The 13,754-nt window shown below is 67.2% G+C and carries 15 protein-coding genes; 7 read left to right on the top strand and 8 right to left on the bottom strand.

Annotation, left to right across the window (positions count from 1 at the left end; genetic code table 11):
- Nucleotides 1-395: 395 nt before the first annotated feature.
- The gene (locus RTW82_RS28850) at nt 396-1,157 is read right to left on the bottom strand and encodes a DUF695 domain-containing protein (RefSeq protein WP_316927239.1); all 762 of its coding nucleotides are present in this window, start codon (nt 1,155-1,157) and stop codon (nt 396-398) included.
- A 143-nt stretch (nt 1,158-1,300) separates the two neighbouring features.
- Here RTW82_RS28850 and RTW82_RS28845 point away from each other — a divergent pair, with 143 nt between their 5' ends.
- Both RTW82_RS28845 and RTW82_RS28840 read left to right on the top strand, forming a co-directional pair.
- Nucleotides 1,301-2,386 carry a DUF1615 domain-containing protein gene (locus RTW82_RS28845; RefSeq protein WP_316927238.1) on the top strand — a complete coding sequence of 362 codons (1,086 nt, stop codon included), beginning with the start codon at nt 1,301-1,303 and terminating at the stop codon, nt 2,384-2,386.
- Nucleotides 2,387-2,506: 120 nt separating this feature from the next.
- Nucleotides 2,507-3,160 carry a ferritin-like domain-containing protein gene (locus RTW82_RS28840; protein ID WP_263404151.1) on the top strand — a complete coding sequence of 218 codons (654 nt, stop codon included), beginning with the start codon at nt 2,507-2,509 and terminating at the stop codon, nt 3,158-3,160.
- An 18-nt stretch (nt 3,161-3,178) separates the two neighbouring features.
- On the opposite strand, the gene RTW82_RS28835 is transcribed toward RTW82_RS28840, so the two are convergent.
- Nucleotides 3,179-3,604, bottom strand: coding sequence for a VOC family protein (locus tag RTW82_RS28835; protein ID WP_316927237.1), 426 nt, complete (start codon nt 3,602-3,604; stop codon nt 3,179-3,181).
- A 108-nt stretch (nt 3,605-3,712) separates the two neighbouring features.
- Here RTW82_RS28835 and RTW82_RS28830 point away from each other — a divergent pair, with 108 nt between their 5' ends.
- From RTW82_RS28830 to RTW82_RS28820, 3 genes are all read left to right on the top strand, one after another.
- Nucleotides 3,713-4,573 carry a LysR family transcriptional regulator gene (locus tag RTW82_RS28830; protein WP_316927236.1) on the top strand — a complete coding sequence of 287 codons (861 nt, stop codon included), beginning with the start codon at nt 3,713-3,715 and terminating at the stop codon, nt 4,571-4,573.
- Nucleotides 4,574-4,742: 169 nt separating this feature from the next.
- On the top strand, nt 4,743-5,105 hold the full coding sequence (locus RTW82_RS28825; RefSeq protein WP_043245722.1) for a DUF3509 domain-containing protein: 363 nt from the start codon (nt 4,743-4,745) through the stop codon (nt 5,103-5,105).
- Between the two features lie 188 nt (nt 5,106-5,293).
- A complete protein-coding gene (locus RTW82_RS28820) occupies nt 5,294-5,728 on the top strand; it encodes a carboxymuconolactone decarboxylase family protein (RefSeq protein ID WP_316927235.1) in 435 nt (144 codons plus the stop codon).
- A gap of 269 nt (nt 5,729-5,997) precedes the next feature.
- Here the strand turns inward: RTW82_RS28820 and tam are convergent, their stop codons facing one another.
- Nucleotides 5,998-6,768, bottom strand: coding sequence for a trans-aconitate 2-methyltransferase (gene tam, locus RTW82_RS28815; RefSeq protein ID WP_316927234.1), 771 nt, complete (start codon nt 6,766-6,768; stop codon nt 5,998-6,000).
- 352 nt (nt 6,769-7,120) lie between these two features.
- Nucleotides 7,121-7,990 (bottom strand): DMT family transporter, encoded by an 870-nt coding sequence (locus RTW82_RS28810; protein ID WP_021218097.1) that lies wholly within the window; start codon nt 7,988-7,990, stop codon nt 7,121-7,123.
- A 246-nt stretch (nt 7,991-8,236) separates the two neighbouring features.
- Between RTW82_RS28810 and RTW82_RS28805 the strand changes: the two genes are divergently transcribed.
- The gene (locus RTW82_RS28805; RefSeq protein ID WP_316927233.1) at nt 8,237-8,743 is read left to right on the top strand and encodes a hypothetical protein; all 507 of its coding nucleotides are present in this window, start codon (nt 8,237-8,239) and stop codon (nt 8,741-8,743) included.
- A 134-nt stretch (nt 8,744-8,877) separates the two neighbouring features.
- Here the strand turns inward: RTW82_RS28805 and RTW82_RS28800 are convergent, their stop codons facing one another.
- The 4 genes from RTW82_RS28800 to RTW82_RS28785 all read right to left on the bottom strand — a co-directional run bounded on the left by RTW82_RS28800 (nt 8,878) and on the right by RTW82_RS28785 (nt 12,093).
- Entirely contained in the window at nt 8,878-9,291 is a 414-nt protein-coding gene (locus RTW82_RS28800) for a PaaI family thioesterase (protein WP_316927232.1), read from the bottom strand.
- A 25-nt stretch (nt 9,292-9,316) separates the two neighbouring features.
- Nucleotides 9,317-10,180: a subclass B3 metallo-beta-lactamase PAM-1 gene (locus RTW82_RS28795; protein ID WP_043245728.1), complete on the bottom strand. Its 864-nt coding sequence runs from the start codon at nt 10,178-10,180 to the stop codon at nt 9,317-9,319.
- 100 nt (nt 10,181-10,280) lie between these two features.
- Complete coding sequence (locus RTW82_RS28790; RefSeq protein ID WP_316927231.1) at nt 10,281-10,766, bottom strand: GNAT family N-acetyltransferase; 486 nt, start codon at nt 10,764-10,766, stop codon at nt 10,281-10,283.
- A 67-nt stretch (nt 10,767-10,833) separates the two neighbouring features.
- Nucleotides 10,834-12,093 (bottom strand): HD-GYP domain-containing protein, encoded by a 1,260-nt coding sequence (locus tag RTW82_RS28785; protein WP_316927252.1) that lies wholly within the window; start codon nt 12,091-12,093, stop codon nt 10,834-10,836.
- A 293-nt stretch (nt 12,094-12,386) separates the two neighbouring features.
- Here RTW82_RS28785 and RTW82_RS28780 point away from each other — a divergent pair, with 293 nt between their 5' ends.
- Nucleotides 12,387-13,514 carry a response regulator gene (locus tag RTW82_RS28780; RefSeq protein ID WP_316927230.1) on the top strand — a complete coding sequence of 376 codons (1,128 nt, stop codon included), beginning with the start codon at nt 12,387-12,389 and terminating at the stop codon, nt 13,512-13,514.
- Nucleotides 13,515-13,754 lie beyond the last annotated feature (240 nt).

The raw sequence follows: 13,754 nt of genomic DNA, 5'->3' as shown, positions 1-13,754 counted from the left end.
TCACTCCATCGCCGCTCTGGGGGCCGGCGCGATGGGCCATCCATGGCCTGGCGCGCCTCTCGCGGCATCCATGCCGCTCGTCCCCCGGCGCAACGACTGCGTTCGGCCTCCTGGAGGGGCGTTGGCGGCTGCTCCAACTTTCTTCGTCCAACGCATCACCACGTGGTGCGCACGGACTTTCGTAGGATGGGTAGAGCGGAGCGAAACCCATGCGGTGGAGGTGGCACAAACCCTTGGGCGCCCGGAAATGGCCGTGCTTGAGCGCCTGCATTAAAACCACAACAGCTAACGCCGACAGAGCCAATTCATTCGCCCGCTTCTATTGCGCCCCTAACGGTGGGAGCGAATTCATTCGCGAAAAGGGCCGCATAGCGGCCCCATCAACCATCCCGACCTCAATGCAAGGTTGTCGGCTCGTCCGTCACCAGCACCGTCTCCCAGCCGTCGTAATCGCCGTCGAAGGACAGGGCCAGGGCCAGCAGCGCCAGTGTCAGTTCATCGATGGTGCCCGGCTGGGGGATGTCCTCGCGCCACAGCTGCACCCGGTAGGCATCCTCGTCTTCGGTCCAGCCGCGATCGCGCAGGGTGAAGCCGAGGGTGGCCGCTTCGGCGATCAGCGCTTCGCCCCGGGCCTCGTCGGGCAGGTAGAACCAGTGGTCGATCTCGCGCGGGGCTTCCAGCGTGTCGCCGTTGCTCTCCAGCACCGCGCACAGGCGGCGGTTGCTGATGCGCTGCTGGTCCTCGGCGGGCGGGAAGAGGAAGTCGAAGTAGGTCGACCATTCCGGGTCTTCCTGGGTGCCGGATTCGTACTCGTATTCTGGGAAGGCCTCCAGCACGGCGGCGACCCGCTCGTGCCAGAGCGTCTCGTCGCCCACGTAGAAGAAGAAATCGCGCAGGCCGTTGCCGGTGTAGCGGCCCAGGTAGGCGCAGCCTTCATTGAGCAGGCGCGCGGTCAGCTGGTCCTCGATCTCGATCAGCCGGTCGAACTCCTCCTGGCTGGAGAGTCCATCGTCCCGTGGCGTACGCATGTGCAGGCGCACGTAAGCCATGAACGGCAGGTGCTCCAGCGGCACTTCGCGCACCGCGCCGAGGTCGACGTAGATGGAAGCGGGGCGGTCGTCGACCTGTGCAAAATAGAAATCCCAATCGTCAGTCATGCAGCAGCTCCTTGCGTGGATGAGGCGACTCTACAGAGGCGCGCGCCTTAGCGCACGGGTTGCCGGCATGTCGGTTGAACAGCTTCACTGCACGCCTGTCGAAGTTGCGCCATGCCGTTTCGTTTACCGCCGCCGGAGCCCCCATGAATCTCGCCCCCGCCAGCCTCATTTTCGTCGCCGTGCTGTTGCTGGCCGGTTGCGGCAGCCAGCGCAGCCAGGAAGGCCCGCAGCTCACCCCGGCCGAAGTGCGTGCCCAGGTGGCGCGGCTGATTCCCAGCAACGTGGTGGACCGCCAGGGCTGGGCCACCGACATCCAGGTGGCCTTCACCGCCCAGGAGCTGGCCACGGTGAAGGGCAACTTCTGCGCGGTGCTGGCGGTGACCGAGCAGGAGTCCACCTACCAGGCCGACCCGGCGGTGCCGGGCCTGGCGAAGATCGCCCGCCAGGAGATCGACCGCCGCGCCGCGCGCCTGCACCTGCCGGGCTTCCTGGTGGATTCGGCGCTGGACATCCGCTCGCCCACCGGCAAGACCTACGCCCAGCGCCTCGCCGCCGTGCGCACCGAGCGCCAGCTGAGCGTGATCTTCGACGACTTCATCGGCATGGTGCCCCTCGGCCGCCAGCTGTTCGGCACCTTTAACCCGGTGCACACCGGCGGTCCCATGCAAGTCAGCATCGCCTTCGCCCAGCAGCACGCCGAGAACTACCCCTATACGACCACCGGCAGCGTGCGCGACGAGGTGTTCACCCGCCGCGGTGGCCTGTACTTCGGCATCGCCCACCTGCTGGGCTACGAGGCGGACTACCCCGAGCCGCTGTACCGCTTCGCCGACTTCAACGCCGGCTGGTACGCCAGTCGCAACGCCGCCTTCCAGCAGGCGGTGAGCCTGGCCAGCGGCATCCCCCTGGCGCTGGATGGCGACCTGATCATCCACGGCAGCCGCGACGCCGGCTCCACGGAAAAGGCGGTGCGCACCCTGGGGCGGCGCCTGGACATGGGCGACGGTGCCATCCGTCGCGCGTTGGAGCAGGGCGACGGGCCGGACTTCGCCGAAAGCGAGCTGTACGAGAAGGTCTACGCCCTGGCCGAGAAGGGCGCCGGGCGCACGCTGCCCCGTGCGGTGCTGCCGGGCATCACCCTGCAGAGCCCGAAGATCACCCGCAAGCTCACCACCGCCTGGTTCGCCCAGCGTGTGGATGAGCGCTACCGGCGCTGCATGGCGCGCTGAGGTGCACGCCATCCGGTCATCCCGGGTGAAAACTCCTTGAACCTCCCGCAGGGCAGATTTTCCCATGACCAAGGCCGGTAATCAGGCAAGCACCGGCCGGGTCACGAGAGGAGAATAACAATGCCCAGTGTCATGTCAGGACGCGCCACCCCCAGTGAACTCACCCAGGCCGGCATCATCGGCCAGAGCCCCGAGCAGCTGGACCTGCAGATCGAGGACGGCTGGCGCAGCCGGGGCGAGCAAGCCTTCGAAGCCATGGTCCGCAGCGACTCGCGGTTGTTCATCGCCAAGCTTGAGGAAGCGGTGCTCTCCGAAAGCATCTGCGTGCAGCTCTACGACATGCTGCTGGAGCGCGCCATGCACCACGACGGCTACCGCGCCGAGCTGGTGGCCACCTTCCGGCAGATCCGCGACGAAGAACTCGCCCACGTCTGGACCCTGATCGAAGCGCTGGAGCGGGTCGGCGTGCGTGCCCGCACCGCCCTCGCCGAACACCCGCGCAACTGGGGCATCGCCGCCCAGCGCGTGGCCCAGGTGCTGGCCCAGCCGCACAACAGCATGTCGCAGTGCCTGCACGCCATGCTCATCTACGAACTGGGGGAACAGGCCGCCTGGGAAACCCTGGTGACCCTGATGGCCGCCAGCGGCGACGACACCTGGCTGCGCCGCTTCCAGGCGGTGCTGCAGGACGAACAGCGCCACGCCAACACCATCAAGGCGCTGCTCTCCCGCGAGCTGCCCGAAGAGGACAGCACCGCGCCGAGCGCAACCTAGGCGGCCATCGTCTGGCCGTCACTTGGCGAACAGCTGCCCCATGTCCTTGAACGCCTTGAACTCCAGCGCATTGCCGCAGGGGTCGAAGAGGAACATTGTGGCCTGCTCGCCCACCTGGCCCTTGAAGCGCACGTAGGGTTCGATCACGAACGATGTGCCCAGCCCGCGCAGGCGTTCGGCCAGCGCCTCCCATTCAGCCCAGCCCAGCACCACGCCGAAGTGCGGCACCGGCACGTCGTGGCCGTCCACCGCATTGGTGTGGGCGGCTTCCTGGCTGGCGGTCTTCGGGTGTTCGTGGATCACCAGCTGGTGGCCGAAGAAGTCGAAATCCACCCAGTGCTCGCTGGAGCGGCCCTCGGCGAGGCCGAACACCTCGCCGTAGAAGTGCCGGGCGGCGGCCAGGTCGTAGACGGGAATGGCCAGGTGGAACGGGGAAAGACTCATGGCACGCTGCCTCGTGGTGGTTTCCGGCCCATTCTAGAGATGGGATTGTCGATGGAAAGTCGGGATAATTTGTGCCGAGCACGAATAATTTCGATCAGAGGCCACGCCATGCTGCGCGAACTCCGTACCTTCATCGCCGTCGCCCGCCACGGCACCTTCGCCGCCGCCGGGATGCACATCGGCCTGACCCAGTCGGCGGTCAGCGCGCAGATCCGCAACCTCGAAAACGCCCTCGGCGTGCGCCTGTTCGACCGCACCGGGCGCCAGGCCATCCTCAACGCCGCCGGCCACCGCGCGCTGCCCATGGCGCGGGAGATGCTGGACATCTTCGCGCGCATGGCCACCCCCGAGGCGGCCGAGCAGTTCAGCGGCGAGCTGCGCATCGGCGCCATCGCCACGGTGCAGACCGGCCTGCTGGCCGCCGCGCTGCTGCGCCTGCGCGAGGCGGCGCCCCGGGTCGAGCCCAAGCTGATTCCCGGCGTCTCGCTGAACCTGCTGAACCAGGTGGATGCCGGCGAGCTGGACCTGGCGATCCTCATCGAGCCGCCGTTCGAGCTGCCCAAGGAGCTCCACGCCGAGGTGCTGCGCGAGGAGGATTTCGTGCTCATCGTGCCCCGTGGTCTGGAAGGCGATGACCCGCTGCAGATACTCGCCAACCAGCCGCTGGTGCGTTACGACCGCACCTCGTTCGGCGGCCGGCAGGTGACTCGCTTCCTGCGCCGGCAGCGCCTGGAGGTGCAGGTGGCGCTGGAGTTGGACGAGCTCGACGCCATCGTGCGCATGGTCGAGGCAGGGCTGGGGGTGTCGCTGATCCCCGAGGCAGGGCTGTGGCTGGAGCGCGAGGCGGCCATCCGCGTCATCCGCCTGGGCGAGCTGACCTTCCAGCGGCGCATCCTCCTGCTCACCCGCCACGGGCAGCGCAACCTGCCTATCCAGCAGCTCTTCGCCCGCTGCCTGCGTGAGGGCTGAGGGCTTGCAGAATGCCGCGCCGTTCCGGGCCGCCCGTGCATCCTGCAAATGACAGCCTGATATCAATGTTTTTCAACTCGTTGAATAAAAAGGAGTTTTTCCAATCGGGAAAGCTGGCATGCCCGGTGCAATTGTTGTTGCGGCAATGAACCGGACTGGAGTGACAACAATGCAGATCGCCATCAAAGAATTCTTCGACGCCTTTCCCGGCTACACCGTTTCCATCAAACCGCGCCCGGACGGCAAGCTCCTGCTGAGCCTGGACCGCAAGGACCGCCCCACACTGCGCAAGGCCATCGACAGCGATGCAGTGTTCTGCCAGCAGCGGGTGCGCTGCCTGATCCGCGAACTCACCCGCGACATCAAGCTGGCCGCCGGTGAAGTCAGCTGGAAGGGCGAGGGCAACCAATGGGTCCGTGGCGAGCTGCCGACCTTCACCGGCGGGCCGATCCAGGTCACCGCCGCCAAGACCCTGTTCGCCCGCCGCGCCATCCGCCGCGACGGTGGCAGCCGCCACGCCGTGGCCGGTTGAGCTGCTGCGCTACGCCGCTCGACGCCCAGCTCGCGGGCGCATCGGGCGGCGTTTGCTTTCTCCCTCCGTCGTTTCACCACCCCCTTCGATTGGTCACCGCAAATCTCCCGCAATTGGCTATCGGGCCATCGCCGGCGCAGGGCTAACCTAGCGCCCATTCCCGCTACGCCACTTGATTGGAGATCGACATGAACAACCGCATCGAATGGGCCAAGGCCTCCCCCGACGCCTACAGGGCGATGGTCGCCCTGGAGCAGGCCATGGCCAGCACGGGCCTGGAAGACTCGCTGCTGGAACTGGTGCGCCTGCGCGCCTCGCAACTCAACGGCTGCGCCTACTGTGTGAACAAGCACGCCAATGACGCGCGCAAGGCCGGCGAAACCGAAGCCCGCCTGCAGACTCTCAGCGTGTGGGAGGAAACCCGCTTCTTCACCGAACGCGAACGCGCCGCCATGGCCTGGACGGAAAGCCTCACCCAGCTCTCCATCCACCACGCTCCGCAACACCAGTACGAGGCCCTGCGCGAGCACTTCAGCGACGCCGAGGTCGCCAACCTGACCCTGGCCATCGCCACCATCAATGCCTGGAACCGCTTTGGCGTCGGCTTCGCGATGATCCCCTGAAAAAACTGCCTGCGTTGCCATCGCTGCGTTAGAAACAGGCTAAAAATGCTCATTTACAGAACGTAAACTCCGCTTTTTCGCCTGTTTCTGCCTTGCGCTGGCTGCCTCGGCGACGTTTTTGGTGTTTCCGCAGCTCTGCAGGCTCTGTCGCACATCGGCGATGTCGCACCCCCTGTGGGAGCGGCTTCAGCCGCGAAAGGCTCACCGCCGGCACTTGGCTGCGGGGTGTCGGATGCGCCATCGCGAATGAATTCGCTTCTACCTGCGATTCATCGCGTGGCGACGAAGAACAATCGGGGGAAGGGCAGCAGCACGGTGCCGTCGGCATAGCCCGGGTAGGCTCCGGCCAGCGCCGCCTCGTAACGCGCCAGGTATTCCTCTTGCTCCGCTGCCGACAGCGGCGCCAGGAACGGACGCAGGCCGCTGCCCTTGAACCACTCCACTATGGCCCTCGGGCCGCCTGCCAGCTGGTGGTGGTAGACGGTGCGCCACAGGTTCACCTGCGCGCCCGCGTCCCGCAGCACGCTGAAATACCACTGCGCCGGCTGGCGGCTGCCGCGGGCGCGGTGGGCTTCCGCCAGGCGCTCGGTCCAGGGGCCTTCGGCGGCGATCTCGCGCATCAGCCGGTGGGCCGGTTCGTCCAGGTTGTCGGGCATCTGCACGGCCAGGCTGCCACCCGGGGCGAGCTTTTCCAGCAGGGCCGGGAGTAGGCGCGCGTGGTCCGGCACCCATTGCAGCGAGGCGTTGGCGAGGATCAGGTCCACCGGTTCGGCGCCGCTCCAGCTGGCGATGTCACCCACCTGGAAGTCCACGCCCGGCAGGCGTTTGCGCGCGGCCTCGATCATGTCGTCGGAGCTGTCCAGGCCGGTCACCTGCGCCTCGGGGAAGCGTTGCAGCAGGAACTCAGTGGAGTTGCCCGGGCCGCAGCCCAGGTCGACCGCCCGGGCCACGGGGCGCTCGGGCACCTGCGCCAGCAGGTCGTGGATGGGGCGGTTGCGCTCGTCTTCGAACTTCCGGTATTGCGCGGCGGACCAGCTCATCGAAAGGCTCCAGGCTGCGGGGAGAGGTGCCCATGATCCCCTTCGGCGGCGCATCCTTCCAGCCCGACCAAGGTCGGCGGAGTGGTCGGCTGCGGCACGCCTGAAAACCGAAACGCAGAAAAGCAAAAAGCCCGCCGAAGCGGGCTTTTTCCAGACCGTCCGACATCCTGTCGGCTGCCATCCTGGCGTTGGTCGATCTTCCCTGACCTAGCGCGTCCTGCGCTTCAGTCATGTGTGTAGGATAGGGCTGTCAGACAAAGCCAAAAAGAGGAGAATCCATCCGCCTCTTGTAAGCCTTTCGCTATAGCGAGACGGCAAACCACTGACAGGCGACTGAAAGCTGCAACGGCGGTCAGTGCTTCATCTTGCTGCTCAATACCAGCCCCACACCCCCGAGTACTGCCAGAGAGGCGATCGCCAGGGGCAGGGTCAGCGCCTCGCCGAGAAACAGGATGCCCGCCGCCGCCGCGAGGATCGGCACGCTGAGTTGCACCGTGGCGGCCTGGATCGATGCCAGCCGTGCTACCGCCGCATACCAGATGGCGTAGCCCATGCCCGAGGCGACGGCGCCGGAAAGCAGGGCGAAGCCGGCGCCAGCGGGGTCGAAATGCAGGCCCTGGAGAAAGGGCAGGGCGCAGGCCAGGGCCAGGGGGATGCCGCGCACGAAGTTGCCGGTGGTGGCCGCCAGCGGGTCACCGGAGCCCTTGCCCAGCAGCGAATACACCGCCCAGGCGAACCCCGCCATCAGCATCAGCAGCGCGCTGCCCAGGGGCGGCGCGCTGGCGCCCGGCAACAGCAGCACCAGCAGCCCGGCGATGGCCAGCAGCAGGCCGGCCACACCCTGCAGGCCCAGGCGTTCGCCACGCACGAAGCCGTACAGCAGCATGCTCAGCTGCACCGCGCCGAACAGCAGCAGCGCGCCGGTGCCGGTGTCCAGGTGGATATAGGCCAGGGAAAAGCCCGCCGCGTACACCACCAGCGCCAGGGCCCCGGGCCAGCTGCCCGCCATGGGCTTGCCGGCGTTGCGCCACTTGAGCAGGAACCACAGCATCAGCGCGCCGCTGGCGATGCGCAGCACGGTGAAGCTGGGGGCATCGATGCCGGTGTGCTTGAGGGCGAGGCGGCACAGCACGGAGTTGCCGGCGAAGGCGAGCATGGCCAGGGCGGTGAGCAGCAGCGTGGAGCCTCGGGTGGTGGCAAGGCCGGTGGCGGGTGCAGTCATGGGCGGGTCCCGTAGCGTCGGGTGGTCGTTGTTATGCCGCCCATACAAGCGCGGCCACGCGGCGACGGTCAATGCGACCAAGGTGCCGGTTCATCGGCGCGAATGAGTTTCCCGGACTGTCGATCGAAATCGCTTCATCCTGTCGCACTCGTCAGGATAGAGTCATAAAACCGCTCTAACATGCATCTTTCGCTGCTTCGTCAGCCTTTCTGAACTGCCGCCAACCCGATGTGATCGGAGGATCGCATGCTCCTGAACAATGAAGTTCGTCTTGCCGTAATGGGGTTTCTGCTCGCTTCCGGCCTCCAGGCCGGCGCCGCAGAAAAACAGTGGGTCGAGGTATCGCCGGGCTTCTTCGCCGGCACGGCGGACGAGGCACTGCGCAAGCAGGAAGCGAGCGGCTACACCCGCGCCGTAGGGGACTTCGATGGCGATGGCCAGGAGGATTCCGCGCGCCTGCTGGCCAGTGCGGCGGGTGACGGCGAGTTCGCCGTGGCCCTCGCGCTGTCGAGCGAACGGCAGGTGCCGCATATCGTCAGCACCGGCACCGAGATCGCCCGGGTAGGCCTTGCGACCCAGGCGCCGGGGCACTACCCGACCGCTTGCGGCAAGGGGGCGGGCAAGGCAGATGCGCCATGCACCGAGGCGGTGACCCTCGCCCATCCGGCGCTGGCGCTGTTCACCTTCGAGTCCGCGACCCGTGTGCTCTATATCGACAATGGCCAGGTGCGCGAGGTGTGGCTGGCGGATTGAGGGGCGGGGCGTTTCGCCAATCCGTTTGCTGCCATGGATCGTAGGTTGGGCCGAGGTACGAGGCCCAACGCAGCGGGGTTCGGCCTTGCACCGTTGGGCCTCGCTGCGCTCGGCGCCAACCTACGGTTTTGCGGTCAACGCAGGTGTTCCGGGGGGATGGCGTAGGTGCCGACCACATGGGCCACCGGGTCGTCGAGGCCTTCGGAGTAGAGGGAGACCTCGCCCATGGCCAGGGTCTTGCCCAGCTTCATCAGCCGGCATTCGCCGATCACCCGGCGGCCGCCTTCCGGGCGGCGCAGGAAGTTGATGGTCAGGCTGGTGGTGACCGCCAGCGGCACGATGCCGATTTGCCCCAGCACGGCGACATAGAGCGCGACATCGGCCACGGCCATGAGGGGGGGGCCGGATACGGTGCCGCCGGGGCGCAGGTCGCTGTCGTCCACTTGCAGCGACACGGTGGCACTCATCGGGCCCACGGCCTCGATCACCACGCGCGTCTGCGGGAAGGCGTCGCCGATGAAGCGGGCGATCTCGTCTTTGCTGGCCATATCCGGGCTCCCAGTGGGTTGGCTGTCAGCGCGACTTTGCCTGCTCGGCGAGCATCTGGTCGAGCTTCTGCTCGGCTTTGTCCGCATAGGCCTTGCAGCTCACCGGGGCCGGGTGCGGCTTTTCGGCGTTGGTGTAGTCCCAGCCGCTGCCTTCGGCGTGGGGTGTCAGCAGCAGGTCGCAGGGCAGGGCGCGGACGGCGGCGAAGCTGGCACGGAAGGCGTCGACCAGGTGGGGGTAGCGGGCGTTGTCGCGCAGTTGGTAGCCCGGCGCGCTGAGGCTGTCGGCGTAGGCGATGCGCAGGGGCTTGCCGTCCTGGGTGTCGGTCCAGGTCCAGCTCATGCTGCCCGGGGTGTGGCCCGGGGTGAAATGCACGGTGAAGGTGGTGTCGCCCAGGGTCACCGCCTCGCCGTCCTGCACCAGGCGCTCGGGCGTCAGCGGGGCGAAGAGCATGCCGCTGCCGAAGTGGATGTCGTCGGCGCCGCCGCGTTGCAGCAGCACGGCGGATTCGGCGTTGCTCACCAGCACGGCGCCGGTGGCGCGCTTGATCGCCGCCAGCGGGCCGACGTGGTCGATGTGGGCGTGGCTGTGGAGGATCAGGCGCAGGTCCTGGGGCTGCACGCCGAGCTTCTTCATATTGGCCAGCAGGTGGTCGGCCACCTGGGGCATGCCGCCGTCGATGAGCACCGCGCCGGCGTCGGTTTTCACCAGCAGGGCGCTGATGCTGGCAGTGCCGATCTGCCAGACGTGGTCGCTGATGCGCAGCGGTTCCACCGGCACCAGCCAGGCTTGCAGCCCTTCATAGGCCTCCAGCTGCGGCAGGGGTTTGGGGGCGGCGACCGCCAGGTTGGCGGCGAACAGGGGCAGCGCGAGGCTGGCGAGGAAACGCATTGGAACACTCCATTGATCACGTGGGCGGCATTTTGCCCGGCCATTGCGCCGGGCACCATGGAGCCGCTCTGACTCTTTTTCGCGGGCAGGGTTCACCGGCTCAGGCGGCACCGTCCAGGGCATCGGGTTGCAGGGCACGCCACATCAGGGTGTGCTCGGCGCCCCAGGCCTGGAAGCGCTCCAGCGGCACCCAGCCCCGGCGGGCGTAGTAGTCGGCGCGGTCCTGGGTGTGCAGGTAGAGGCGCCCATGGCCCTGGCTGCGGGCCTGTTCGCAGATGCCTTCGATCAGGCGTTCGGCGATCCCCTGGCCACGCGCCTCGGGGGTGGTGAACACGCAGGCCAGCCAGGGGCCCAGGTCGTCGCGGCCGGGCAGGTCGTCCTCGGCCAGGGCCGCGCCGCCGAGCAGGTGCTCGCCGTCCAGCGCCACCAGGCACTGCCATTCGCCGCTGCGCTGGCCCTCGGCGAACTCGCGCTGCCAGGCGTCCAGCGGCTGGTCGGCGAACTCATAGGCGAATTGCTGGTGCAGCCAGCAGGCATAGGTGTCGCTGTGCTGCATGTGGTTGCGCAGCCAGTCCAGGCGGTACATGGGGTCGTCCTTGCAGGTTCGGGAGCGCACATGGAACAGCAGCGCCGCCGTCCGTACAAGCGCCGTGTCAGCGTTGCCCCTCCCCGGCGCGGGTGCGGCGCACGTCGGAGATGCCCGACCAGAGCTCGTCGAGGTTCTTGAACGGCCAGTCGGCGGAGGACTCCCGCGCGACGATCTTGTCGCGCCCGGCGAGCTTGGCCAGGTCGATCACCTCCACCGGGATGGCCGCCTTCATGCGCACGGAATAGAACACCTTGACCCGCGGCATGGTCAGGGATTTCGGATGTTGTTCGAGCACCACGCCGAGGCGCCCGCTGTCCAGGCGCACCAGCGAACCGGTGGGATAGATGCCGATGGATTTGACGAAGGCCTGGAACACTGCCTCGTCGAAGTGCGACTTGCTCCACTCGGCCATGCGGCGGACCGATTCGGCCGGGTCCCAGCCGCGCTTGTAGGGGCGGTCGGAGGTGATCGCGTCGTACACGTCGCAGACCGCGCCCATCTTCGCCAGCAGGCTGATCTGGTCGCTCTGCAGGCGATGCGGGTAGCCCGTGCCGTCGACCTTCTCGTGGTGGTGCAGGCACACGTCCAGTACCAGGGCGCTGACCTGGCCGCTGTGCAGGAGTATCTGCGCACCTGCCTCCGGATGGCTGCGCACCTGCTCGAACTCGCTGTCGGTGAGCTTGCCCGGCTTGTTCAGTACATCCATGGGCACGGCCATCTTGCCGATGTCGTGCAGCAGCCCGGCCATGCCCGCCTCGCGCACCTGGGCCTCGGCCAGGCCGAGCTGGCGGGCGAGGGCGATCATCAGCGCACAGACCGCCACCGAGTGCATGTAGGTGTATTCGTCCGCGGACTTCAGGCGCGCCAGGCTGATCAGCGCGTTGGGACAGCGCAGCACCGAATCGGCGATCTCCTCCACCAGCCCCTGGGCGTTTTCGACGTCGATGGCCTTGCCCATGCGCGCATCGCCGAACATCGACACCACCGCCTCCTTCGAGCGTGCGCAAAGCTCGGCGGCACGCGCCACCTCGTCCTCCAGGCTGGTGGGGCGCAGGGGTGGCTTGCGCTCGGCGGCGGCCAGGCGCTCGTCGATCTCGGCCTCTACTTCCGCCACCGTGCGGCTAGGCAGGTGCTCGGCCACGTCCTTGCCCTTGCTGGTGTCGATCCACACCTCAGCGATCTCGCTGCTGCGGATGCGTTGCAGGTCCTTCTCGGTCTTGACCACGAACTTGGCGCGGAAGAAGGGGTGGTCCATCCAGGACCCGCAGAATTCCTGTACGTACATGCCAAGCTGCAGGTCGGCGGTAGCGATTCGCTTTAACACCATTCGACATCTCATTAGGGGGTTGTCCGGCCCGACGCCTGGCACGGCCTGGCCGCCACCCACCGGGTGCGGTCCGCAGGGTTGGATCGCGGCACGGAAGGCGCAGCTCAGGTTGCGCGTCGATACGCACTCACTATAGGCAACGCTGGCCGTTGCAGAGGCCTTTATGCATCGCCCAACCAACTGGTCGGGGATGCGGCCGGGCAGTACCGGCGAGGCTGTTCTATTCTTTTGCCGGGGTTGGGGAGCCACGTCTTGGCATCGTCCCGATGGCGCAACGACGAGGGTTGCAGATGAGGGTTCAGATAGTTGACGACGATCCGTGGATTGCCAATCTGCTGGAACAATTGGTCCTGAGCATCCGCTCCGGCGCTGAAATCGAATGCTTCGCCTCGGTGCAGGCCGCCATCGACGCCTGGCAACCGAACCGCTACCAGTTGGTGATCGTCGACTGGAACTTGCCGGACGGCACCGGGCTGGACGTGATGCAGAAGATCCGCCGGCTGGACAAGGACGTGCCGCTGCTGGTGGTGACCGGCCGCGCCGACCGCGAAAGCGTGCTGGCGGCCCGGCCCATGGGCATCAGCGCCTACATCACCAAGCCCTTCGATGTGCCCAAGGTACTTGCCTGCCTGGAAAGTCTGCTGCCTGCCGATGTAACGGCAGCGGAGCCGGAGGCGCGGCAGGTCAGCTTCGAAGAGCACCTGCGCAGCCTCACCCCGGAGCAGCTGGATGTACCGCTGCTCTCCGATGTGAAGGACAAGTTGCAGCATGCCAGTCGCGGCGTGTCCATGGACTTCCAGGAGCTGGCCGCGGACTGGAACCGCGACCCGGCGCTCTGCGCCTACCTCATCGCTGCTGCCAACAGCGCCGTCTACGGCGGCGGCCAGGCGCCCTGCACCAGCCTGCCCGACGCGCTCAAGCGCCTGGGCGCACGCACCTGCATGAACCTCGCCACCGCCCTGGCCCTGCGCCAGGCCGGCAGCACCACCGACCCCTTCCTGAAGATATTCCTGCAGAACTACCTCGACGAGATCGACCAGCTCGCCGAAACCGTGGTGCGCACCGCGCGCCAGTGCGGCCTTGACCATGGTGCCCTGCAGGCGGCGGCCTTGCTCTACCGCCTGGGCGAGATGTGCGTGATCTTCCAGGCTCAGGAGTGGGCCCGGCAAAGCCGCCAGAGCATCGACGACAACACCCTGTTGAAGGCCTTCGCCGACTTCGCCGAACCCCTGGCCATCCGCCTCAAGGCGCACTGGGGCCTGCCCATGGCCCTGCGCGAGCTGATCGGCGCCTGCTATGCGTTGCCGCAGTTCCAGGTGCGGCAGGAACAGGCGGTCATGCGCCTCGCCGCTGCCCAATGCGGCAATGAGTCTGCGGCCGAGATCGAACGCCTCAAGCGCCTGGCGGGGGTGGGGTAGGGGAAGACACGGGGCACGCCGTTGCCGCCCCTTGTGGGCGAATTCATTCGCGATGCTTTTCATCGTTCTGTAGCCCGGACTTCAGTCCGGGAGTTTCGGCAGCCCCGCTCCTGGGCTGAAGCCCAGGCTACGCCTGCTTTGCCAACCCTCACAGCCCAGACAGGCTGCCGTTGGTGGATGAAAAAGCGCCATCCACCCTACATCCGGCACCACTCCGTAGGGTGGGTGAACCCCGCATGT

The sequence above is a fragment of the Pseudomonas sp. zfem005 genome, from assembly GCF_032621735.1.
Taxonomy (GTDB): domain Bacteria; phylum Pseudomonadota; class Gammaproteobacteria; order Pseudomonadales; family Pseudomonadaceae; genus Metapseudomonas; species Metapseudomonas solani.
The sequence above is the reverse complement of the archived record's forward strand: the minus strand, read 5'-3'. Positions and strand labels throughout refer to the sequence as shown.

What these genes read in the sequence shown, in the direction of transcription:
- RTW82_RS28850 (WP_316927239.1), bottom strand. Translation starts at nt 1,157, where the DNA reads ATGACTGACGATTGGGATTTCTATTTTGCACAGGTCGACGACCGCCCC.
- RTW82_RS28845 (WP_316927238.1), top strand. Translation starts at nt 1,301, where the DNA reads ATGAATCTCGCCCCCGCCAGCCTCATTTTCGTCGCCGTGCTGTTGCTG.
- RTW82_RS28840 (WP_263404151.1), top strand. Translation starts at nt 2,507, where the DNA reads ATGCCCAGTGTCATGTCAGGACGCGCCACCCCCAGTGAACTCACCCAG.
- RTW82_RS28835 (WP_316927237.1), bottom strand. Translation starts at nt 3,604, where the DNA reads ATGAGTCTTTCCCCGTTCCACCTGGCCATTCCCGTCTACGACCTGGCC.
- RTW82_RS28830 (WP_316927236.1), top strand. Translation starts at nt 3,713, where the DNA reads ATGCTGCGCGAACTCCGTACCTTCATCGCCGTCGCCCGCCACGGCACC.
- RTW82_RS28825 (WP_043245722.1), top strand. Translation starts at nt 4,743, where the DNA reads ATGCAGATCGCCATCAAAGAATTCTTCGACGCCTTTCCCGGCTACACC.
- RTW82_RS28820 (WP_316927235.1), top strand. Translation starts at nt 5,294, where the DNA reads ATGAACAACCGCATCGAATGGGCCAAGGCCTCCCCCGACGCCTACAGG.
- tam (WP_316927234.1), bottom strand. Translation starts at nt 6,768, where the DNA reads ATGAGCTGGTCCGCCGCGCAATACCGGAAGTTCGAAGACGAGCGCAAC.
- RTW82_RS28810 (WP_021218097.1), bottom strand. Translation starts at nt 7,990, where the DNA reads ATGACTGCACCCGCCACCGGCCTTGCCACCACCCGAGGCTCCACGCTG.
- RTW82_RS28805 (WP_316927233.1), top strand. Translation starts at nt 8,237, where the DNA reads ATGCTCCTGAACAATGAAGTTCGTCTTGCCGTAATGGGGTTTCTGCTC.
- RTW82_RS28800 (WP_316927232.1), bottom strand. Translation starts at nt 9,291, where the DNA reads ATGGCCAGCAAAGACGAGATCGCCCGCTTCATCGGCGACGCCTTCCCG.
- RTW82_RS28795 (WP_043245728.1), bottom strand. Translation starts at nt 10,180, where the DNA reads ATGCGTTTCCTCGCCAGCCTCGCGCTGCCCCTGTTCGCCGCCAACCTG.
- RTW82_RS28790 (WP_316927231.1), bottom strand. Translation starts at nt 10,766, where the DNA reads ATGTACCGCCTGGACTGGCTGCGCAACCACATGCAGCACAGCGACACC.
- RTW82_RS28780 (WP_316927230.1), top strand. Translation starts at nt 12,387, where the DNA reads ATGAGGGTTCAGATAGTTGACGACGATCCGTGGATTGCCAATCTGCTG.